A 22,224-nucleotide genomic window follows, 5' to 3' on the forward strand; every position below is an offset into this window, starting at 1 on the left:
GGCGTGAGGGGGCGGCGTCAGAATCCTCCGCCGGGCTTGACCGTCATCAGGTAGATCAGCGCCAGCACCATGACGCCGAGCACCGGGCCGATGCGCTCGATCTTGGCCATCGCCGATCGGTCGCCACCGGCCAACTGCCGTTCGGCCGGGAACATCGCGCCGTGGAGGACGCCGTTGAGGGCGATCCAGACGAGGATGCTGAGCCACACCCAGGTGTCGCCCCACTCGATCAACCCGTCGCTCATCGAGACGAGCCCGAATCCGATGACGCCGGCGACGACCACCGCGATGGCGTAGATCTGCGCTGACGCGGCGATGCGCTGCGAGAGGGCCACGAGGTCACCGTCGTCCCGCCGCTTCTCGAGTTCGAACAGGATCGGGTGCACGACCGCCGGTGCCATGGCGACCAGGACGGCGACGATGTGGAGGAAGAGGACGAGGTTGTACCCGGTGTCCCGGTACGCAGCGATCAACATGGTCCGAGACGATAGTCCGGATCCCGGAGGTGCCGATCAGCCCCAGGCGAACACCGGTTGCTCGAAGTGATCGACGCGTTCGCCGACCCGTCCGAACAGGCCGACCTCGCGGAACTGGTAGAGCACCGCGCCGGTCGGGGCGTGGATCAGATCGCCACCGAGCGGCACCTGGACGACCGGCCGGTCGCTCTCGGGGATCGAGACGAAGCGGGTCTCGCCGTCGCGCAGCGCATGGAGACCGATCCGATACACCGCGACGACCTCGTCGGGCGACGGGCGCAGATCGCCGTTGCCGCCGGCCCAGAGCACGATCGGCGTGATCACGTAACCCGACCGAGTCGGGTAGTCGTCGAGCCACCCGACGACGGCCTCGTCGCCGAGGCGGAGACCGACCTCTTCGTCGAGCTCGCGGAGCGCCGCGTCGACCGGGGTCTCGCCGGGGTCGAGTCGGCCGCCGGGTAGGGCCCACTGGCCGGCGTGGCTGTTCAGCCGTGACGCGCGTCGGCAGAGCAGGAACGCCGCCCCGCCGGCGACGCCGATCATACGGCCGTCGAGGCCGCCGATGTCGCCGGGCACACGCTCCATGGTCCAGTCGTCGGGCATCTGGGCGTCGAGCCGGTCCTCGCCGACTTCGCTGTCGGTGAGGACGATCGCGACGGCGGCGTGCTTGCGCCCGTCGAGATCGGCCGTCCGACGATCGTGACGCCCGAGGTGATCGGTGAGTCGATCGCGGAGGTCGGCGGAATAGTCGATGGTGTCGGGGACGTTCACGGTGCGACCACTGTCGCATCGCGGTGGCCGCCAGTGCGAACCCGACGAACACCGATCACCCGGCACCGCCGGTACAACGACGACTGGGGCTTCGAGACCAACCTGCTTCGTCTGCGAACCGACGAACGAGCGTCGGCTGCAGATCGAGTTCTTCCACGACGACCGTCATGCGGTGACCGGTCGGTCGCGGGCGTCGGTTCACGCCGCGGGCGGGTACCAGCGCTGTCGTGCCCAGAGTGCGACGTAGACGAGGCCGACGAGAACCGGCACCTCGATGAGGGGGCCGACGACGCCGGCGAGCGCCTGGCCGGACGAGACACCGAACACACCGATCGCCACGGCGATCGCGAGCTCGAAGTTGTTCCCCGCCGCGGTGAACGCGATCGAGGTGTTTCGCTCGTACGTGAGCCCGAGTGCCACACCGACGGCGAAGGCCCCACCCCACATGACGGCGAAGTAGATCACCAACGGGATCGCGATGCGGACGACATCCCACGGTGCCCCGGTGATCGCGTCTCCCTGGAGGGCGAACAGGATCACGATCGTGAACAGCAGCCCGTAGAGGGCGATCGGGCCGATCTTCGGGAGGAAGGTGCCCTCGTACCACTCGGTCCCTCGACGGCGCTCACCGATCATCCGAGTGAGGAAGCCGGCCGCGAGCGGGATACCGAGGAAGATCAGGACGGACTTGGTGATGTCCCACACCGTGACGTCGATCCCGTCGGAGTCCAGGCCGAGCACGCCGGGGAGCAGTTCGAGGTAGAAGTAGCCGAGCAGGGAGTAGGCGGCGATCTGGAACACGGAATTGATCGCGACCAGCACGGCAGCGAGTTCGCGGCTCCCGCAGGCGAGGTCGTTCCAGATCAACACCATCGCGATGCAGCGGGCCAGGCCCACGATGATGAGCCCGGTCCGGTACTCGGGCAGGTCCGGTAGCAGCACCCACGCCAGGGTGAACATGAGCGCCGGGCCGATGAGCCAGTTCAGCACGAGCGACAGGACCAAGGACCGTCGGTCGACCACGCTGCCGATCGAGCGGTACTCGACCTTGGCGAGCACCGGGTACATCATCGCCAGAAGTCCGACGGCGATCGGAAGTGACACCGAGTCGATCTTGACGCGGTCCAGCGTGTCGTCGAGCCCGCTGAAGGTCTTGCCCAGCAGGATGCCCGACACCATCGCCACGCCGATCCACACCGGGAGGAAGCGGTCGAGCGTCGACAGCCGGGCGACCACGTGGTGTTCGTCGGGTTCGGCGCGGACGTCGGTCTCGTGGGTCATGCCGGCGACCGTTCGCCGCCGCCGGCGAGCGCTGCGTCCGCGCCGAGCGCGGCCCGGATCGCGGCCAGACAGCCGGGGTTGAGCCGGAACCATGCCCACTTGCCGCGCTGTTCACGGGTGATCACGCCGGCCTGCACGAGCTGTGAGAGGTGGTGGCTGACCGTCGGTTGCGACTTGTCGACAGCGCTGGGCAGATTGCAGGCGCACATGTCACCGGTCGGCGACGTGGCGATCAGCGAGAGCAGCCGGAGTCGGGTGGGGTCGGCCAGCGCTTTGAGCTGCGCGGCCAGCACCGTCGCGCCGGTGTCGTCGAGCGGTGCTTCGAGCACGCAGCAGTCCGGGGTGCAGGCGATGTCGGTGTCGGTCATGAGAAACATATTGACAGACTTCGATACATCTGGCAACATATCGACATCAGTCGATACGAAAGGAATCACACATGCGTCTCCAACTGGCCCTCAACGTGACCGATCTCGGTGAAGCGGTCGACTTCTACTCCAAGATGTTCGCCACCGACCCGTACAAGGTGAAGCCCGGCTACGCGAACTGGGAGATCGAGAACCCGCCGCTGAAGCTGGTCGTGTTCGAACGGCCCGACGCTGAACCCGGCTCGATCAACCACCTCGGCGTCGAGACCGAGTCGGCCGACGAAGTCGTCGCCGCTGAGGCGAGGGTCGCCGCGGCAGGACTCGCGACCTCGGGGATCGACGACACGATCTGCTGCTTCGCCGAGAAGGTGGAGACGTGGGTGCAGGGCCCCGAGGGGCACCGGTGGGAGTGGTACGTCAAGCAGGCCGACCACGAGACCCAGCTCGAGAACGTGATCGTCGCCGGCGCCGGTGTCGGCACCACCGCCTCGGTCGCCGCTGGCGCCTGCGGTTCCGGCGACTGCTGCTGATCCGTCGTGGAGGAGCCGGTCGGTCCGCCCCGACCGGCTCCTCGCCCGCGACGTGATCGCCGGGCGACGGCCTTCCCGCCTGCCGTCAGATCTGCTTCGGCGCCGATGGCGGCGTGGGTGGGGTGCTGTCGGAGTGCCCGGATCAGGTGTCGTTCGACGGATCCCACTCGACCGTCGGGTCGGGGATCGCATCGATCTCGCGCTCGGCGCGACTGCGGGCCCGTGCCCGCTCGATCAGGTCGTCGACGTCGTCCGGGTCCTCGGGGTCGACCGCCGACCCGCCGGCGGGACCGGTCGGCTTCGCGTTGCCGTTTCGGGTGGCGATCATCTTCTTGACCTTCACGATCAACCAGATACCGCCCACGATGATCACCAGCCAGATGAACACCGTGCCGATCGGGATGCCGCCGCCGCTCGCGGTCGAGGTCGAGGGGTCGGTGGTCTCGGGGAGCACGCCCGACGAAGCGATGCCGTGGTCCGTCGCCGACTCGATGTTCGCCGCCAGTGCCTCGGCAGCCTCGTCGATCGTGGCGTCGCTGCCCTCGTCGATCGCGAAGTGGGAGATCGTGATGCCGTACGGGCCCTGACGCCAGGTGAGTGTCCGGGTCCAGAGACCCTCGTCGGCGCCGAAGAACGCGACGCCTCCGTCGAAGGGCGCCTCGGCCTCGTCGAGCTCGTTCTCGGTACCGACCACGACCGACTGCTCGACGAAGGCACGCGCCGCTTCGTCGGTGGTCCAGAGCGTGATCTCACGCAGGAGGATGTCGTCCTCGCCCGAGGTCCACACGTCGACGGCGGCACGCATCGCCCGGGCCTCGGCGGAGGCGCCGTCGACATGGGCCGTCGCCTGGGGAGCCAGCGGCGCGTATTCCTCGAAGGTGAGATCGGCCGCCGCCCCGTCGGCCAGGTCGAAGCCGGCAGGCACCTCGGTGCCGAGCAGCTCGGCCGGGCTGGTGGTGCCCGTCGCGGTCGCGAGCGCGGCAATGACGATGGCGAGTGGCTTCATGGCTATCCCCTGTATCCGTGGGTGATCGGCATCCGGCGATCCTTGCCGAACGCCTTCGGGCTCACGCGGACGCCGGGCGGCGATTGGCGTCGTTTGTACTCGGCGATGTCGACGAGCCGGGTGATCCGACGCACGATGTCGGCGTCGTTGCCCATCTCGATGATCTCCTGGGCGGTGCGGTCCTGCTCGACGTACAGCTCGAGGATCGGGTCGAGCACCTCGTACGGCGGGAGCGACTGGTCGTCGCGCTGGTCGGGCCGGAGCTCGGCCGACGGCGGTTTGGTGATCACGTCGGGAGGGATGACGTCGCGCCCGGCAGCCCGGTTGACGTACCGGCAGAGTTCGTACACCTCGAGCTTGAGGACGTCCTTGATCACGGCGTACCCGCCGACCGAGTCGCCGTAGATCGTGAAGTACCCGACCGCCAGCTCGCTCTTGTTGCCGGTGGTGAGCACCATCCAGCCGAGTTCGTTGGAGAGTGCCATCAGCAGCTGGCCGCGACATCGCGACTGGAGGTTCTCGTAGGTGAGGCCGGGCTCGCGACCTTCGAACGACGGCCCGAGCATGTCGATGTACGCCTGGAACGCCGGTTCGATCGAGATCGTGCGGAAGTCGATCCCGAGGTTCTCGGCGAGCAGTTCGGCATCGGATTTGCTGTGGTCCGACGAGTAGCGCGAGGGCATCGACACACCGTGCACGTGCTCGGGTCCGAGCGCATCGGTCGCGATGCAGGCGACGATCGTCGAGTCGATGCCGCCGGACAGACCGATGACGACGTCGCTGAATCCGTTCTTCCGGAGGTAGTCGCGCGTGCCGAGCACCAGCGCGTCGTACAGCTCGCGGTGGGTGTCGAGCGGCTCGGCGATCGGCGATTCGATGACGAGGTCCTGGGTGCGTGGCGCGCCGCTGACGTGGACGATCGGGAGTTCGGCGTCGGTGGCCTTGCCGCGCGGATCGAGCAGTCGGCCGCGCCACACCGGCGGCACGGGCACGTCGACGATCATCACGTGGTCGACGAACTGTGGCGCCCGCGCGAGCAGGTTGCCGTCGGCGTCGACCACGAACGACCCTCCGTCGAACACGAGCTCGTCCTGGCCGCCGACCTGGTTGACGTACACGATCGCGGAGTGGGCATCCTGGGCTCGCGTCGCGACCATGCGCTCGCGTCCGGTGTCCTTCTCCCAGTGATACGGGGAACCGTTGATGTTGATGTTGAGTTCGGCGCCGCCGGCGGCTTGGGTCGCCAGTGGGCCGTACGGCGACCAGATGTCTTCGCAGATCGACACGCCGACCTTGATGCCGCCGATCTCGTACAGCTCGAGCGGGTCGTTGTCGGTGCCCGGCGTGAAATACCGCTGCTCGTCGAACACGGCGTAGTTCGGCAGGAGGCGCTTGCGATAGGTGCCGACGACCTCGCCTCGCACACAGACCGCAGCGGCGTTGTACAGGTCGCGGTCGGCGTCGACGAACCCGACGACGGCCGCACACTCGCCCGTGTGGGCCGCGAATGCATCGAGCGTCTCCCGGTTGGCCGTGACGAATCCCGGCTTCAGGACGAGGTCTTCTGGCGGGTACCCCGTGGTGGAGAGCTCGGGGTAGGCGATCAGGTCGCACCCCGAGGCCTCGGCGTGGTCGTACGCCTCGATCAGCTTCGCCAGGTTGCCGTCGAGATCACCGACCGTCGGGTTGATCTGAGCGAGCGCGATACGCAGAACGGTCACCCGTTCAGGGTAGCGACCACCACCATCAGCATCGGCGTTCGGCACGCCCAGCTCGACACCGTCGCGACAGGGGCTCCGACGCGGCGGGCACGCAGGCCGTGCCGCGGTGCTGCGGTCGCGTCGCGAAGCTGGGGCCCACACGGGGATGTCGTCGCGACATGGCCGAACAGGCGGGTGGGTCGGCGCCGGGCGTGTCGCGGCGTTGCGGGTGGGGCGCACGTCGTCGCGACACGGCTTGGGCTTCGCTGCCGGTCCCGACGGCGGTCGGAACCGCTGTCAGTTGGAGAAGTAGCCGACCACGTCGACGACCAGGTCGGTCGCGACGAGGGAGGTGAAGAACGTCGTGTCCGCGTTTGACACGGTGGTGAACGCCAGTGCGGCGCGCGTCTGACCCGACGCTTCGTAGTTCACGCTCGACACGACCGGTGGGTTCGGGCCGGGGTGGGCCGAGATGTAGCCGGGGGCCGACGTACCCGTCGCCGTGATGTTCTGTACGACGGCAGAAGCGCCTGCGGCAGCATCGGGGATCGCGACCTCGCGCGGGTCGAGCGCCGACATCCTGGTCGTGCCGATCTCGAGTCGACTGTCGACGCTGCGGGTCGGGGCGATCGTGTTGTAGAGCCCCGTCGTGGACGATTCGGCCGAGTCGTCGGTGACGTAGCCGAGCACATCGACCACGACGTCGGAGATGTTGAGCGTCTGCAAACTGACGAACGCCGCGCCGTCGAGCGGGATCACCATCATGTTCGCCCTGGTCTCACCGACGAGGACGTTGACGTTCGACGTGCCGGTGTACGCCGTGCCGCCCGGGTGGCCGCCGACGAAGCCGCCAGGGGCCGCGCCGGAGATCGCGCCGACCGAGATCACGATCGCGCCGACGGTGCCGTCGCCGGGAACGTCGGGATGGGCGAGGACCTCGACATCGATCCGGTCGCCTTCGCGTGTCCACGGGTTCGGGCTGCCCGAGTCGATCTCCTCGCCGGCCGGAAGGCGGGTGTCCGCGACCCTGCTCGGGTCGATCGCGACGAATCGCCCGTCGTCGGTCGCTCCATCGGTGGCGACGAACCAGCCCATCACGTCGACGACGACACGGCCGGTGGTCGACGACTCGAGCACGAACGTGCCGTCGTCGGCCAGCGCGACGACGGCACTGTTGGCGGCGGTCGTCCCGGGACGGTCGGCGTTGAGGGCCGACGTTCCCGGCCGCGGTGTCCGTGACGCCCATGCGCGCACGAATCCAGGGCCTGCCGTCCGGTCGTACGTGAGGTTGACGAGCGCAGCTGCGGCGCCGGCGGGCGGGTCGAGGTCGACGACCCGAGTCGTACCGTTGAACACGTCGCCGCCGGCCGCGGCACCCGTCCCATCGCCCGTGTCGTAGGCCCGGAACGGTGTCACCGGCACCAACTTGAGGCCGCTCCCGTCCGGCTGAGCCGGCATCGACGGCGGGCTGATCATGCGGAGGCCGCCACCGACCTCGACGTAGTAGAGGACCATGGTGCCGTCGGCGTCGAACCCGAACGTCATGTCGGTCAGACCGAACGCGCCGGTCGCGAACGGCGTGCCGTAGTCGATGCTGCCGTCGGCCTCGCGCAGCCAGATGCGGCCGCTGCCGCCGTCGCCGAACAGGTACGCCCCGTCGAACTCCTCGGGCCACAGACCGTCGGGCACGAACGCGCCGGCGGTGATGTACGTGCCGAGCGCGCGCCCGTACGACGTGACCGGGTCGGTGAGCGCGGCCGGCGGCGCCGGGCAGTCGGAGGTCTGACCCTGCGGGCACGACCCTTCACGTGTCGGCCACCCGTAGTTCGCGCCGACCTCGCTCGCATTGACCTCTTCGAACGTGCCCTGGCCGACGTCGTTGATGAAGAAGTCGCCGGCACCGTCGTTGCGATCGACAGCGATCCGATACGGGTTGCGGAGGCCGTAGGCGTAGATCTCCTGGCACGTGGTGGTGGGCGAGGCGTTGATACCGCTGGATGCACAGCGGGAGGTGCCGGCGCCGCTGAACGGGTTGCCGGGCGCAGGCGCGCCGGTGCGCGTGATGCGAACGATCTTGCCGTTGAGCAGCGACAGGTCCTGCGCGGCGTCGTTGGAACCGGCGGAACCCGAGTTCCCGCGCGGGTCGGTGCCGGCATCACCGATCGCGACGAGGAGGTTGCCCTCGCCGTCGAAGTCGAGATCGCCACCGTTGTGGTTGCCGCCGGTGGACGCGATGTTGTCGAGCAGGATCGTCTCCGAAGCGGGGTCGATCGAGTCGCCCGTCATCGTGAAGCGGCTGACCCGGTTGACGCAGCCGGCGGCGGTCGACGCCGTGTAGTACACGTACACCCAACCGTTGCCGAGGAAGGCAGGGTCGGCCGTCAGACCCAGCAGCCCACGTTCACTGTTGCTGCACGGGGAGAGGTCGATGGCGGTGGTGAACGCGTCACCCGGTCGAGCGACGCGCACGCGGCCGGTGCTCTGCTCGAGGACGACGATCTGGTCGCTCGGCAACCATTCGACGGCGGTCGCCCGGTCGGCGCCGGCCACGAACGTGTCGGTGAATCCCGCGGGTGGCGTCGCCGCCTGCACCGGTCGGTCGACGGTGGCCGTGACGGCCGACGCGGTGACGAGGGCGCCGACGCCGAGGAGCAGTCGAAGTCGCATGGACCGAACGTACTGCGGCTCGCCGGCCGTGTTCGCGCGGGCCCCGGCCGGTCGGGTGCGGTCAGCCGTGGCCGGCGATGTCGACGACGACGTCGGCGTCGGTCAGCGTGAACACGCACAGGGCGCCACTCGTACTCAGCTTCGCGACGACCTCGTTCGCCCGCACGACACCCGTGTCGTAGTTGAGGCTGCTGGCGGTCGGCACGGTGCCGCACGGGTACACGGTGGCGAACCCCGGGCCGCCGCGCCCGATCACGGTGACGTTGGCGACGACGGTCTCGGCGTCGTCGGGGATGTCGCCGCGTCCGGCGATGTCGATCTCCCAGGTCGTGCCGGCACGCCGAGTGCCGGTGGCGCGGAACACGCCGTCGAACGTCGACTCGGCCCGCGAGTCGGCGTACCGCCGTGGCCCGGTCGTCTCGACGCCGGGGTCCGCAGGGAGATAGCCGACGACATCGACGATCACGTCGACGCCGGTCAGCGTGAACACGCACATCGTGCCGTCCGGCGAGAGTCGGGCGACCACCTCGTTCGGGCGGGTGATGCCCGGCCCGTAGTTCAGGCTGCTGGCGTTCGGCACGGTGCCGCAGGGGTACACGGTCGCGTATCCCGGATCGGTACCGCCGGTCACCGTGACGTTCGCGACGACCGCGGTCGCATCGGCCGGCACCTCGCCGCGTCCGGCGATCTCGATCTGCCAACTCGTACCGCCGCGCCGGGTGCCGGTGGCGCGGAACCCGCCGTCGAACGTCGACTCGGCCCGCGAGTCGGCGTACCGACGCGGCGAGAACGGCTCGTACGGTGACTCGGCGCTGACGTAGCCGACGACGTCGACGATGACGTTCGCCTGCGTTAGCGTGAACACACAGAGCGTGCCAACGGGAGAGAGCTTGGCGACGACCTCGTTCGCCTCGACGCCACCCGGGCCGTAGTTGACGCTCGACGCTGTGGGCACGCTGCCGCACGGGTGGACGGTGGCGAACCCGGGACCGGCGCCGTCGAGCACGGTCAGGTTGACGACGGCGGCCGTCGCGCCGACGGGAACATGGCCCCGGCCGGCGATCTGGATCTCCCACCCCGACCCGGCGGGACGCGGGCCGGTGGCGCGGTGGCTGCCGTCGAACGTGTCCTCGTCACGCGAGTCGGCGTAGCGGGTGGGGGTCAACGGTTCGAATGCGGCCACGGTGGCGGGTTCGCAGACGTCCCCGATGCCGTCGCCATCGGCATCGCCCTGCGACGGGTTGGCGATCGACGGGCAGTTGTCGTCGGCGTCGGCGACACCGTCTCCATCGCTGTCGACGAACGAGATCCTGACGTCGAAACGCGTGGTGGCCGTTCGTCCGCCTGGGTCGGCGACCGTCACCGCGACCTCCACGGTTCCGTCGGCGTCCGCCGGGGCGGTGATCGTCATCGATCGAATCGCGCCCGCTCCGTCGATCGCGATGTTGCCGTCGGGCAGCAGCGACGGGTTGTCCGAGTCGGCGGTGACCGTGAGCGAGCTCGCGGCATCGTCGGCGTCGGCGACCGAGATCGTGATCGGGTCGGTGGACCGACCGGGTGTGACCGTGATGTCGGCGATCGCGCCGATCGTCGGGCGGCACGAGGCTTCGTCGCCGAGCGCGGTGAGCGACGCGACCGCATCGACGCGACCGGCGCCGACGGCATCGACATCGAACGCGCCGATCGGCGCCGCACCGTCGGTCAGGGCCGACTCGATGTCGTCGGCGTCGGCACACGGCCGAGCGTCGGCGAGGACCGCGGCGACGGCGGCAGCGTGCGGTGCAGCGGCCGACGTGCCGAAGAACCGGAAGTCCGGGCCGGCGGGCGACCCGAAGAAGGAGTTGACCGCGCCGTCGGTCGCCGTGATGTCGATGGTCGAGCTGGCGCACGGTGAGATCGCCGGTCGGGGTGACACGCCGGACACCTGCTGCCAGCAGAGTGACGCCGGGCCGCGGCTCGAGAACCTCTCGGGAGCGGTGGTGGTGTCGTACCTGATGGCGGCGACCGACACGGCGGTCGACTCGGCCGAGTGGCCGAAGATCGTCGGTCCGACGATGTCGCCGTTGGCCGACTCGTCGTACTCGACGGCGGACAGCCCGCTCGACCTCACGAGCACGGTCCGCAGTCGGGGTGTCCCGGTCGGGTCGGGGCTCGCTCCGTAGCGGGCGACGACGATGTCGAACGTGCGCGTCTCGCCGGTCGTGTTCCGGTAGCTGAGGAACTCGCCGGCCCGCTGGTTCGCGGCGTTGTCGAGCTCCGACGCGGCGACGATCGTCCCGGTTGCGGTGTCGACGAGATAGAGGTCGAGGTCGGTCGTGACGCCGTACATCGGCTCGCTCCAACCGAGAGCGAGGACGATCTCGCCGCCGTTGACGATGGTGAGTCCGCCGCCGTGGTCGACGGCGGCGCCGCCGTCCATGTCGTGGCACGCGTTCTGGAACACCGGCACGCCCACCGGACAGGAGGACGGTCGGAAGGCCGGCGACTCGTACGAGGCGACATCGTTCCCGCCGACGATCGCGTTGGCGTTGCCGGCGGACGTGAAGTGCATCACGCCGCGGGTCGTCCGGTTCTCGTCGATCGCCTGTGCGATCAACCCGTCTTGGAACATCGGTTCGAGGAGGTAGCCGATGTCGTCGGTGATGATGTCGGCGCCGTCGATCCCGAGTTGTCGGATCTGGGCGGCCATCGCGACCTCGCCGTCGAACCCGCTCGCGAACACCAGGTCGGCGCCGGGAGCGAGGTCGTGCACGATCTGGAGCATCGCTCGCCCCTCGTCGGAACCACCGCCGGCGAACTCGGCCTGCACGGTGACCGGACTCGTCCGGTCGCACGGGTTGCCGGGGCCGGGAAGTTCGCCTTCGGCGATGTCGGCCGTGGCGCCCCCGAGGTTGTCGAACGAGTCGGAGATGACGCCGATGACGACGCCCGACCCGTCGGCACCCGACACCGATCGCAGGTCGTCGGCGCCGAGGTGGGCGTCGCCCTCGCTGATCGTTCGGGTCGTGCACGGGGGATCGCTCGGAGCTGCCGGAGCGCGCCGCTCGGGCGCGACGGATCGGTCGGCACGGAGCGGAGCGACGACCTCGGTCACGTACGTGACCGTCGGCAGATCGGCCAGGCGTCGGAGTGCGCCGATCGGCACCGCAACCGTGGCGAGCACGGGTCCGTCATCGGTGGCGATCAGCTCGGCGCCGACGTCGGCCAGGGAAGCGAGGGCGGCCGCGGTCGGCTCGGCGAGTGTGACGTCGACGACGAGCCGGCCGCGCCCGTCGCGAAGCAGGGAGCCGACCTCGCTGGCCGGGAGTCCGGCGGCGACGGCCAGGCCGTGGGTGGACCGCCCGATCGGCGAGAGCTCGGCGACGGCGGCGAGCCGAGGGCTCAGGCCGTCACCGCGTACGGGCGCGAGCGTCCGGCCGACGGCGGGGGACACGACGGGAAGCGCAACGGAGGGAGGGGGCATCGACATCAGCACGACGGCCGCCACCGCGAACGCGGCGGCCTTCCTGCCTGGCCGGGACATGTGGGCGATCATGCGGCTACGGAGGTCATCCTGGCTTCATCGGTCACCCTTCCGCCGATCATGAGTCGGTATCCGCGGTGAACGTTCCGACCCGACCCGAGCGGAACGCGGCTCCTAGCTTGGGCCGGAGCATCGACGAGGGGGTCGTATGAAGTTCGTCTGGTTCAACCTGCAACCGTGGCCGGACCTGCCGGAGAATTTTCGGCAGGAGCACCGGTCGGTCTGGGTCGACATCCCGAGTTCGCTGTTCGATCCCGAGCGCGCACACGAGGTGTACAACTCGTACCTCGACCAGCTCGAGTTCGCCGACGAACTCGGCTTCGACGGGATCGGCTGCAACGAGCACCACCAGAACGGCTACGGGCTCATGCCGAGCCCCAACATCATCGCCGCGGCGCTGGCGCGCCGGACGAGCAACGCCGCGATCTGCGTGATCGGCAACTCGATCGTCGGCTACAACCCGCCGACCCGGGTCGCCGAGGAATTCGCGATGCTCGACTGCATCTCCGGTGGCCGCCTGATCGCCGGGTTTCCGGTCGGCACGCCGATGGACACCAACTTCTGCCTCGGCCAGATCCCGGCGCTCACCCGCGACAAGTACGTCGAGTCGCACGACCTGATCATGAAGGCCTGGACCGAGCCGGAGCCGTTCGCGTTCGACGGCCGGTACACGAAGTTGCGCCACGTCAACATCTGGCCGCGGCCGGTGCAGCAGCCGCACCCGCCGGTGTACATCCCCGGCGGCGGATCGATCGAGACGTGGGACTTCTGCCTCGACCACGACTACAACTACTCGTACCTGTCGTTCAGCGGGTACAAGGCGGGCAAGTCGCTGCTCGACGGCTTCTGGCAGCGCCGCGAGGAGCGCGGCGATCGTGACGACAATCCGTACCGGGCGAGCTTCGCCCAGATCATCGCCGTCGCCGACACCGACGAAGAGGCCGAGCGGCTCTACGCCGAGCACATCCTCTACTTCTTCAACAACTGCCTGCACGTGTACCCGGGCTTCGCCGACCCGCCCGGCTACCGAACGCTCAAGACGCTCAAGGCCGGCAAGCTGAGCCAGCTCCGCAAGGAGTCGATGGAGCTCTTCCAGAAGCTGACCTGGAGAGACCTGGTCGAGTCGGGTGCGGTGATCGCCGGCAGCCCCGACACGGTCGCCGAGCAGATGGAGACCCTGGCCGCCGATCTGCGGGTCGGCACCGTGTTCTGCCTGATGCACACCGGCAACATGCCCGATTGGAAGGTGCGCAACTCCTCGCAGCTCTTCGCCGAGAAGGTGATGCCGCGGCTGAAGAACATCTGGCCCGATCACGACCCGTCGCCGTGGTGGTGTTCGCCGATGGCCGACCGACGCACGAACGACGCGGCGAGCGTCGACGCCGCCCGTCGGCCCGCCGACATTCCGGCCGACGGCGTGTCCGACATCGAGGGGGCGCTGTGAGCACGATCGCACAGCGCGACGTCACGACCCGGCGCGGCATCGACGCGACCGTGCACGTGCGCGGTACGGACGGCTCGCCGATCGTGTGGTTCCACGGTGCAGGTGGCGTGCAGCGATCCGAGCCGGTGCTCGACGCGCTGGCGGACGATCATGTCGTGTACGCACCCGAGTGGCCGGGTTACGGCGGGCAGGAGACCGAGACCCGGCTGTTCGACATGCTCGACTTCGCGCTGCACGGCCTCGACCTCGTGGAGGCACTCGATCTCGATCGCCCGCCCCACGTCATCGGTCACTCGATGGGTGGCATGATCGCCGCGGAGATGGCGGCCCTGAACCCCTCGACGATGGCGTCGCTCACGCTGATCGGCGCGGCCGGGCTCTGGCTCGACGAGTACCCGGTGCCCGACCTGTTCTCGATGGTGCCGTTCGAGCTGGCCGAGGCACTGTTCGTCGACCCGGTCGCGGGCGAGCAGATGCTCACGGCCGGACGCGACTTCACCGACGACGACGCGCTGATCGACTTCATGGTCGGCAACGCCCGGCGTATGGGCACGGCCGGCAAGATCCTGTTCCCGATCCCGAACCGAGGCCTGGCCGATCGGTTGTACCGCGTCACCTGCCCGACCACGCTCGTGTGGGGTGAGCTCGACCGGATGTTCCCGCTCGTCTACGCCGAACGGTTCCGAGAGCTGCTGACGTCGACCGATGCTCGGCTGGTCACCGTGCCCGATGCGGGCCACATGGCCCCGTACGAGCAGCCCGACGCCGTCGTGGCTGCCGTCAGGCCGACGATCGACTGACGTCACCCGGCATCGCCACCGACGCTGCCATTGGCGCTGTTCTGATCGATGTCGAACAGGCATTTCGGGTCGACCCCATCGTTCAGCCGGACTCCGATGAGTTGTCAGGCGTATCACGAATCGTCATACTTGAGTCATGGCGAAGGCGATCTCGGTTCGACTCGACGAGGAGACGGAGCGGGCACTCCGTACGCTCGAGGCGACCGGGCTGAGTCGTTCCGACGCGATCAGATCCGCGCTGGTCTCGTCGGCAGACCGGCTGCGACGGGGGAGCGAACTTGCTGCTGAAGTGGCCGCACTCGAAGCCGACGAGTCCGATCGCGTCGAGATGCTCGAGGTGTCGTCGCTGATGGAGTCGATGCGTGCGCCGGGGTGAGGTGTACCGCTTCCGAACCCCCAAAGGTGTCGGCCATGAACAGCAGCGAGCGCGGTACGGGGTCGTGGTGCAGGCCGATGAACTGCTTCCTCGTTCGGTGGTCGTCGTCGCCCCGACATCGCGCAGCGCCCGCTCGGCGTCCTTCCGACCCGAGATCGTCGTCGCCGGTGACACGACTCGCGTGCTCGTCGAGCAGATCGGTGCGGTCGACACACAACGTCTCGGCGCCCGAACGGGCTCGCTCTCGGCCGAGGAGATGTGGGCGGTCGACGACGCGCTGGCCACGGTCCTCGGCCTGAACTGATCCCGACGACATCCATCGAGTCCTGACCATCTCGGCTCCGGGAACCGGGCGCTGCGCAGGGCCTGCACGCGCACGCCGGGGTCGAACCGGTCAGGTGCCATTGGCGCCGGCGGCGTTGCCGATGTTCACTGGTGCGGTGACCGAAACGCCCGCGAGCCACCTCCGCCGGTACACCCGGCGTGTGGTGATCGCGGTCGTCGTGGTGGCACAGCTCACCATGATCGTCGTCGCGTACGACTCCGACCACAAGACGTTCGGCTTCCAGATGTTCCCCGAGTCGAGCCGTTGGGGCGCCGAGATCGTGCGGGTCCAGGTCGACGGCTCCCGGGTGCCGATCGACGACGGCTGGGAGTACCGCTGGTCCGACCTCGTCCGGGGTCGGGGGCTGACGTACCCCTCGGGTGAGCAGCACGCCGACTCGGGTCTGCGGAACCAGTTCGGCTACCTCCAAGGTGCGCTCGACTGGGTCGCCGAGAACACGCCGGAGGACACGACCACGGTGTATCTCGAGGCCGAGGTCACGTACACCGACAACGGTCGTGGGCCGTACGAGCGCACGTTCCGCTCCGTCGATCGGACGGACATCGTGGCGCCGTGAGCGGCCTGGTTGCAGCGGCCGGCGATCGCCTGCGCGCGTGGAATCGGCAGATCGACGACATCGGCGACGTGCGCGCACTGAGCGTGCTCCGGATCCTGCTCGGACCGATCGTGCTGCTGCACTTCGAAGCAACGTTCCGGATGGCGGCGGACGGTGTCGTCTACTCCGACCGCTTCTACCTGCCGTACGCGGACTGGTACCCGGAGGCCGGCCGTTCGCTGTACGTGTGGATGCTGATCGCGGCGGGTGTGGCGGCGGTGGCGATGTCGGTCGGGTTCCTCACCCGGGTCGCGACCGCCTACTCGGCGTTGTTCGTCGGCTACCACGTCTTCCTCTCGAAGACGCACTTCGCTCACAACCGAGCGTTCCTCCTGATCCTGCTGGCCACGGTCGCGATCGTGCCCGTCGGCCGGCACTACTCGGTCGACGCCTGGATCCGCCGTCGGCGCCACCCGGACACGAGGTTCGATCAGCGAGCGCCGCTCTGGCCGCTCTGGCTGGTGCGGTTCGAGGTGGCGGCGGTGTACTGCGCCTCGGCGACGTCGAAGGTGATCGACGGGGACTGGTGGGGTGGGCTCATGCTGCAGCGTCGGGCGATCGACGAGCGGGCCCAGGCGATCGACGAGGGGGCGCCGGTCTGGCTGATGGACCTGCTGGCCGACGCCGACTTCCAGTGGTGGTTCGCCAAGGTCGCGGTGCTCACCGAGTACGTGATCGGACTCGGGTTCCTTCACCGGCGGACCCGGTTGCTGGCGATCTGGATCGCGATCCCGTTCCACGTGTCGATCCAGATCGGCGCTCGCGTCCAGGTGTTCTCGTGGGCGGCGCTCGCCGCGCTCGGGATCTGGGTGATGCCGAAGGTGCGCGACCGCGTGCTGGTCGTGCCGCCGGGCCACGCCGTGGAGCGGGCCGTTCGAGCACTCGACTGGTTCGGCCGATTCGAGGTGCGGCACGGCGACACGGTCGAACTGCTCGATCGGCCGGGTGACGACGGCAGACGCGAGCGACGCGTCGGTGCCGACGCGCGGTGGACGGTGCTCAGCCGACTGCCGCCCACGTTCTGGTTCGCGGCGCCATGGTTGGTGGTCGTGCGGCGACGCACCCGTGATCGAGCCGCAGTGCGGGCGGTCACTGATAGCTGACGAACCGTGGTGCCGGCTCGTTCGCCATCGTCTCGGCAGGCGTCGGTGTCGGCTGGTCTTCGTCGTAGAAGTTCTTCCATCCGGTGAACGCGCCCTCCGGCAGTGTCGACACGACCCGCCCCCAGGTACCGCGTTTGAGTTCGAGCGTGCCGAATCCGTCCATGTGGATCACCACCTGGACGTTCTCGGTGCCGCGGATCCGCTGCTTGTCGGTGATCATCGACTCGGCGAACTGGTGGACGATGCACATCTTCGGCGGGAGGCCGTTGGCGGTGATGAGCCCGTCGATGTAGTCGATCGTCTCGTTGACCTCGGTCGCGTCGACGGTGCCGATCCGTCCGCCTCCCGGTTGCTGATCCGGGCCGACCCGCCACTCGGGGTCGAGTGCGATGCTGGCGTGTGGTTGCAGCCAGAGCGCCTCGTACTCGCGGGCCTGGTCGGGGAACCGACTGCGTCCGCTCTGGAGGTCGAACACGACGTGCATGTCGTTGGCCGCCGCGGCGTCGAGGTGTGGTTCGAACTTCTCGAACGAGAACTCGTTGGAGAAGTCGCCGTCGGATCCGGAGTCGGCGCCGGCGACCGAGGCGATGATCTCGAACGTCGGCACGACCCGCCGCCCGAACCCGTCGTAGGCGGCGGCGACGAGGGCGGCGCGGGTCGCACCCGCCACCGCGTCCTGCTCGCCGAGCACGCCGAGTCTGGTGGAGCCCGGGTGTCCGTAGAGCGCGACGTAGAGCGCTTCGGGGTCGTAGGCGCCGGGCGGGAGCGACGGGTCCGTCGGCTCGGTCGGCTCGGTCGTGTCCGGTGGCTCGCTGGTCGTCGGCTCGCTGGTGGCCGGCTCGCTGGTGGTCGTCGTGGAGGTCGAACTGGTCGTACTCGTCGTGGATGCGACGGTCGAGCCGGGAGGCGGGCTCGATCGCGGGGCCGTGGTGCTGCTCGTCGGCGGTGGGGTCGACGGGCGGGGTCCGGCGGTTGACGAGGTCAGTTGTTCGGAGCGTGTGCAGGCCGCGGCGAGGGATGCGAGACCGGTGGCGAAGGCGCCTCGCAGGAGCGCACGCCTGCCGAACGGGGCAGCGAACCTCTCGGGTGTTCCAGGTGGTGGTTCCGTCGGATCTGACAAGCGATCCACCCTGCCACGACTCGGGTGCGGATCGGGCGCGCGCCCCCGAGTGGCTCAGCCGGCGGTGGGCGCCGGGCGGAACAATCCGGAGCGCACGGCGAGTACGAGACCGGTCGCCGGGAACAGCACCGAGACCAGGAGCGCGGTCTCGTACGTGCCGCTGATCGACTCGACGAGCGCGAACAGGGCCGGTCCGATCGCGCTGCCGATCACCATCACGCTCATCTGGACCCCGGCGATGGCCCCGAGGTGGCGTCTCCCGAACAGGCGCGGGAGCGCCGCCGAGGTGAGTGGGGCGTAGCAGCCCTGTGAGAAGCCCCAGGCGGCGATCGCGACGACCGCCCACAGGGTCTGGTCGATGTGCGAGATCGACAGGTACATGATGATCTGGGCGATCGACATGGCGGCCGCTATCACGATCGCCGGGATGACGTCGACCAGCCAGCCGCCGAGCAGGGTGATCGGCACGCTGACGAACGCGATCGGCACGAAGATCTGCACGATGCGGTCGTCGGAGAGGCCGAGTTCGGCGCCGAAGTCGACGATGTGGAAGGTGAGGGCGGTGCTGGTCGCCGCCATCGCGGCAACCGGCGCGGTGACCGCCCAGAACCGGAGGTCGCGGATGGCTTGCGCACGTGTCTGGTCGTCGTCGGTGCCGATCGGCGTGTCGTTGCGCACGCTGCCGTCGGCGTGTGATTCGGCGATGCCGCCGTCGAGCACGAGCCCCGACGCCTCGGGGCTGACCCGGTACAGCACGATGATGGCCGAGCCGATGACGACGACGAGGAACGCTCCGATGATGCGCCAGGCGGTCCGGAAGCCGTCGAGGTCGATCAGCGCCAGCAAGATCGCCGGGCTCGCCGCGAACGCGAAGCTCATGAAGGCGTTGGAGACCGAGCTCACGAGACCGCGCCGACGGTCGAACCATTGCGAGATCATCGTGCGCGACGAGAGGGTCAGCAGGCCCTGTCCGCTGAACCGGAGACAGCCGAAGCCGATGCTCATCACGACCATGCCGACGGGGGTGCTCATCGCGCCGACGAAGCTGAGCCCGGCGACGGTCGCAGCGAGACCGAGGGTCGCCGCCATCGCGACGACACGCGATCCGTAGCGGTCGATCGCTCGGCCGCCGAGCGGCAGCAGGAACCCGCTGGTGCCGGTACCGATCAGGTAGGCGATCGACAGCTGAAGTCGGCTGAGTCCGGTGGTCCCGGTCAGCTCGTCGGTGAACACGCTGACGCCGGCCGTCTGCCCCGGGATCGACGCCATCACGCCGAGCGTGCCGACGGCGAGTACGACCCAGCCGTAGTAGAACCCGACCTTGGCGGGGTCGAACGGCCACCGGCCGGGGGAGCGACGGACCGGTGCGGGCGCGGGAGGGCTCTGAACCGTCACGAACGCCGACACCGGAAACGAAGCACCGAGCCAACCTACGCCGCGCCCGACCGGATCCGAAGTGTGACATCGGGCGAACGGGCCCGACCTGGTCGGGCCCGTGAACGACGAAATCCGGCCCCTGAGGACCGGATCTCGATGTCGTTGGTCGGGGTGAGAGGATTTGAACCTCCGGCCTCCACGTCCCGAACGTGGCGCGCTAACCAAGCTGCGCTACACCCCGTAGCGGACGCTGATGTTATCCGGTGGTTGCCGGTTCTTCCTCGGCTGTGAGGTCAACTTCCGATTCGACGCCGTCACCGTCGACGTCGCCGACCGGTTGTGCGGCAGGCACCGGCGGCAGGCCCTCGAAGTAGGTGCCGCCCTGCGTGACGGCCATCAGGGCACGGCGCAGCCGGAGGGCGTCGAGCGGCTTGATCAGCCAGCCGTCGGCGCCGGAACGCTGGGCGAGGAACACGTCGGCCGACCGGTCGAGCAGCATGACGGCGGGCACGTGCGGTGCCCGACCGCTCGACTCGTCGAGCCGCAGGTCCATGGTGATCGCCATGCCACCCATCGACCCCACCTGGAGATCGAGGATCGCCAGATCGGGCACGCGGTCCTTGACCACGCCGGCGACGAGACGGCCCTCGCGGCACACGGTGAACGTCGTGTCGGGTCCGCCGAGTGCGGCGGTGACCTCGTTGACGATCCAATCGGCATCGGTGGCGAGCAAGATGTGCACGCCCCGACGTTACCCGGCAGGCGTGGATTCGTGGAAGAGATGGGCGCCCAGGAGCTCGAGCGCGGCGACATCGTGCACGTCGCTCGGCAGCCGGGGTACCTCCACCACGACTCGCTCCCCGACCCGTTCGACCAACGGTCGGAGTTGTTCGCGCTCGGCGTCGGCGATGGTGCGGAGTTCGGCCAGGTTGGTCCACAGTGCCGCCAGATCGCGATCGCCACGATCGCGAGCGGTGGCGGCCCGCCGGGTGGCATCGGCGACGGTGCCGTCGCCGAACCGCGGGAGGAGCCGGTTGACGATCGTCGCAGCCACGTCGAACCCCTGCTCGTGCAACTGCTCGGCGAACCACACCGCCTCGACCACCGTGTCGCGCTGTGGCGACGACACGAGCACGAACTTGGTGGCGTCGTCGTGGAGGAGGGCGGTCACCTGTTCGGCGCGCTCGCGGAACCCCACGTCCATCCCGGCGAACGCCTGGAAGAACGCCACGGCGTCGGCCAGCACGTCGGACCCGACGACTCGGCCGATCGCCCGCAGGATCGGCTGGGTCGCGATCGACAGCACCTTCATGCCGGTCCGGGTCGGCATCATCAGCAGTTTGAACGCGGTGTGGTCGAGGAACCGGCTGAGCACGCCGGGCGCCTCCAGGAAGTCGAGCGCGTTGCGGCTGGGCGGGGTGTCGACCACGACGAGGTCGAATCGGTCGTCGCCGTGGAGTTCGTGCAGCGCCTCGGATGCCATGTACTCCTGGGTGCCGCTGAGCGCACCGGCGATGTTCTGGTAGAAGCGGTTCTCGACGATCCGGTCGGCCTGCTCGACGTCGGTCGCGTGTGAACGCACGACCCGTTCGAACATCGCCGGCGTGTCGAGCATCATCGCCCACAGCTCGCCACCATCGGGGCCCGATTCGACGGCGACCCGCTGAGGCACCCCGCTCAACCCGTCGGGGAGCCCGAGTGCGTCGGCGAGCCGGCGGGCGGGGTCGATCGTCACGACGACCACACGGCGCCCGCGCCGGGCTGCTTCGATCCCGATCACCGCCGCCGCGGTGGTCTTGCCGACGCCTCCCGAGCCGCAGCACACGAGCACGCGAGCACCGTCGACGACGGCGTCGAGCCTGCCGGTGCTCATGATGCGAGCTCCGCTGCGATCGCCGCGACGTCGGCGGCGGTGATGTCCGCCGTCGGCCGTGCGGCGAGGTGGACCTGCTCGATCGGCACGTCGGCTGCGAGGCGCGCCAGTTCCGCCTGCTGGGCACCGATCCGCTCGCGGCGGAACTCGGCGGCGGCGACAGCGTCGTCGACCTGGACGTGGGCTCGACCGAAGTCGACGGCGGCCGGATCGGGCAGGTCGACCGCCGGGTCGACCTGGTTGACCACGATCGGTGCGAGCCGCACACCGACCCGCTCCTCGATCGAGAACGACAACTCGACCAGCTCGTTGACCGGTGTCGTCTCGGGCAGGGTGACGAGTACCACCTGGCACCGGTCGGGGTCGGCCAGCAGAGCCTGCACGTCCGTCGCCTGGTCGCGCACCGGACCGCTGCGCACGGCGTCGAGCAGGCCGGGCGCCGCCGTGAGGAACGTGATCGCGTGCCCGGCGGCCGGGCCGTCGACGACGATCAGGTCCCAGTCGCCGGACCGTTCGAGCTGCTTGATCTTCCCGAGCACCACGAGATCGTCGATGCCCGGCGCGGCGGTCCCGATCACGTCGATCACGCCGGTCGACGCCAACCGCTTCGCGATCCGCTTGAAGCCGTGCTCGAACAGGTACTCCTCGAGCAGCTCGGCCGCGGACAGGTGCCGGATCTCGAGATCGGGGACCAAGCCGTCGAGCGTCGGTTTGCCGTCGAGCTCGACCACGAGGACCCGTCGGCCCGCATCGGCTGCGGCGCGCGCCAGAACTGCCGTTACCGTGGTCTTCCCCACGCCGCCCTTGCCCGCCACGATCACGAGATTCGTCGCGGTGAGCTCGGCAACAGTTACGTTCGACACACGAT

At 69.2% G+C, this 22,224-nt stretch carries 20 protein-coding genes and 1 tRNA gene; 7 read left to right on the forward strand and 14 right to left on the reverse strand.

Annotated features, from left to right (window positions below):
- Positions 1-17 precede the first annotated feature (17 nt).
- The 4 genes from R8G01_18065 to R8G01_18080 form a co-directional block, all read right to left on the reverse strand.
- On the reverse strand, positions 18-476 hold the full coding sequence (locus tag R8G01_18065) for a hypothetical protein (GenBank protein MDW3215909.1): 459 nt from the start codon (positions 474-476) through the stop codon (positions 18-20).
- A 36-nt stretch (positions 477-512) separates the two neighbouring features.
- The gene (locus R8G01_18070; GenBank protein MDW3215910.1) at positions 513-1,247 is read right to left on the reverse strand and encodes a CoA pyrophosphatase; all 735 of its coding nucleotides are present in this window, start codon (positions 1,245-1,247) and stop codon (positions 513-515) included.
- A 198-nt stretch (positions 1,248-1,445) separates the two neighbouring features.
- Complete coding sequence (arsB, locus tag R8G01_18075; GenBank protein MDW3215911.1) at positions 1,446-2,528, reverse strand: ACR3 family arsenite efflux transporter; 1,083 nt, start codon at positions 2,526-2,528, stop codon at positions 1,446-1,448.
- Positions 2,525-2,896 carry a metalloregulator ArsR/SmtB family transcription factor gene (locus R8G01_18080; GenBank protein MDW3215912.1) on the reverse strand — a complete coding sequence of 124 codons (372 nt, stop codon included), beginning with the start codon at positions 2,894-2,896 and terminating at the stop codon, positions 2,525-2,527. Before R8G01_18080 ends, arsB begins: the two co-directional genes overlap by 4 nt.
- Positions 2,897-2,967: 71 nt before the next feature.
- Between R8G01_18080 and R8G01_18085 the strand changes: the two genes are divergently transcribed.
- Positions 2,968-3,426 carry an ArsI/CadI family heavy metal resistance metalloenzyme gene (locus tag R8G01_18085; protein MDW3215913.1) on the forward strand — a complete coding sequence of 153 codons (459 nt, stop codon included), beginning with the start codon at positions 2,968-2,970 and terminating at the stop codon, positions 3,424-3,426.
- A 142-nt stretch (positions 3,427-3,568) separates the two neighbouring features.
- On the opposite strand, the gene R8G01_18090 is transcribed toward R8G01_18085, so the two are convergent.
- The 4 genes from R8G01_18090 to R8G01_18105 form a co-directional block, all read right to left on the reverse strand.
- Positions 3,569-4,432 (reverse strand): hypothetical protein, encoded by an 864-nt coding sequence (locus tag R8G01_18090; GenBank protein ID MDW3215914.1) that lies wholly within the window; start codon positions 4,430-4,432, stop codon positions 3,569-3,571.
- Between the two features lie 2 nt (positions 4,433-4,434).
- The gene (locus R8G01_18095) at positions 4,435-6,153 is read right to left on the reverse strand and encodes an NAD+ synthase (protein MDW3215915.1); all 1,719 of its coding nucleotides are present in this window, start codon (positions 6,151-6,153) and stop codon (positions 4,435-4,437) included.
- A 276-nt stretch (positions 6,154-6,429) separates the two neighbouring features.
- Entirely contained in the window at positions 6,430-8,799 is a 2,370-nt protein-coding gene (locus R8G01_18100; protein ID MDW3215916.1) for a PQQ-dependent sugar dehydrogenase, read from the reverse strand.
- A 61-nt stretch (positions 8,800-8,860) separates the two neighbouring features.
- Positions 8,861-12,322 carry a S8 family serine peptidase gene (locus R8G01_18105; protein ID MDW3215917.1) on the reverse strand — a complete coding sequence of 1,154 codons (3,462 nt, stop codon included), beginning with the start codon at positions 12,320-12,322 and terminating at the stop codon, positions 8,861-8,863.
- A gap of 148 nt (positions 12,323-12,470) precedes the next feature.
- Here R8G01_18105 and R8G01_18110 point away from each other — a divergent pair, with 148 nt between their 5' ends.
- From R8G01_18110 to R8G01_18135, 6 genes are all read left to right on the forward strand, one after another.
- Complete coding sequence (locus R8G01_18110; GenBank protein ID MDW3215918.1) at positions 12,471-13,766, forward strand: LLM class flavin-dependent oxidoreductase; 1,296 nt, start codon at positions 12,471-12,473, stop codon at positions 13,764-13,766.
- Positions 13,763-14,566 (forward strand): alpha/beta hydrolase, encoded by an 804-nt coding sequence (locus R8G01_18115; GenBank protein MDW3215919.1) that lies wholly within the window; start codon positions 13,763-13,765, stop codon positions 14,564-14,566. The genes R8G01_18110 and R8G01_18115 overlap by 4 nt, the downstream gene beginning before the upstream one ends.
- 136 nt (positions 14,567-14,702) lie before the next feature.
- Complete coding sequence (locus R8G01_18120; GenBank protein MDW3215920.1) at positions 14,703-14,942, forward strand: hypothetical protein; 240 nt, start codon at positions 14,703-14,705, stop codon at positions 14,940-14,942.
- Positions 14,929-15,246: a type II toxin-antitoxin system PemK/MazF family toxin gene (locus R8G01_18125; protein ID MDW3215921.1), complete on the forward strand. Its 318-nt coding sequence runs from the start codon at positions 14,929-14,931 to the stop codon at positions 15,244-15,246. The genes R8G01_18120 and R8G01_18125 overlap by 14 nt, the downstream gene beginning before the upstream one ends.
- Positions 15,247-15,382: 136 nt before the next feature.
- Positions 15,383-15,844, forward strand: coding sequence for a hypothetical protein (locus R8G01_18130; GenBank protein ID MDW3215922.1), 462 nt, complete (start codon positions 15,383-15,385; stop codon positions 15,842-15,844).
- On the forward strand, positions 15,841-16,986 hold the full coding sequence (locus R8G01_18135; GenBank protein MDW3215923.1) for an HTTM domain-containing protein: 1,146 nt from the start codon (positions 15,841-15,843) through the stop codon (positions 16,984-16,986). The genes R8G01_18130 and R8G01_18135 overlap by 4 nt, the downstream gene beginning before the upstream one ends.
- On the opposite strand, the gene R8G01_18140 is transcribed toward R8G01_18135, so the two are convergent.
- The 6 genes from R8G01_18140 to R8G01_18165 all read right to left on the reverse strand — a co-directional run bounded on the left by R8G01_18140 (position 16,973) and on the right by R8G01_18165 (position 22,219).
- Positions 16,973-18,106, reverse strand: coding sequence for a hypothetical protein (locus tag R8G01_18140; protein ID MDW3215924.1), 1,134 nt, complete (start codon positions 18,104-18,106; stop codon positions 16,973-16,975). The genes R8G01_18135 and R8G01_18140 overlap by 14 nt on opposite strands.
- A 54-nt stretch (positions 18,107-18,160) precedes the next feature.
- Complete coding sequence (locus R8G01_18145; protein ID MDW3215925.1) at positions 18,161-19,501, reverse strand: MFS transporter; 1,341 nt, start codon at positions 19,499-19,501, stop codon at positions 18,161-18,163.
- Positions 19,502-19,646: 145 nt separating this feature from the next.
- A tRNA-Pro gene (locus tag R8G01_18150) sits at positions 19,647-19,724 on the reverse strand.
- 15 nt (positions 19,725-19,739) lie between these two features.
- The gene (locus tag R8G01_18155) at positions 19,740-20,225 is read right to left on the reverse strand and encodes a hypothetical protein (GenBank protein MDW3215926.1); all 486 of its coding nucleotides are present in this window, start codon (positions 20,223-20,225) and stop codon (positions 19,740-19,742) included.
- Positions 20,226-20,234: 9 nt separating this feature from the next.
- Entirely contained in the window at positions 20,235-21,356 is a 1,122-nt protein-coding gene (locus tag R8G01_18160) for an ArsA-related P-loop ATPase (protein ID MDW3215927.1), read from the reverse strand.
- Positions 21,353-22,219 carry an ArsA-related P-loop ATPase gene (locus R8G01_18165; GenBank protein MDW3215928.1) on the reverse strand — a complete coding sequence of 289 codons (867 nt, stop codon included), beginning with the start codon at positions 22,217-22,219 and terminating at the stop codon, positions 21,353-21,355. The genes R8G01_18160 and R8G01_18165 overlap by 4 nt, the downstream gene beginning before the upstream one ends.
- Between the last annotated feature and the right edge of the window lie 5 nt (positions 22,220-22,224).

The sequence above is a fragment of the Ilumatobacteraceae bacterium genome (assembly GCA_033344875.1).
Lineage (GTDB): Bacteria > Actinomycetota > Acidimicrobiia > Acidimicrobiales > Ilumatobacteraceae > Ilumatobacter.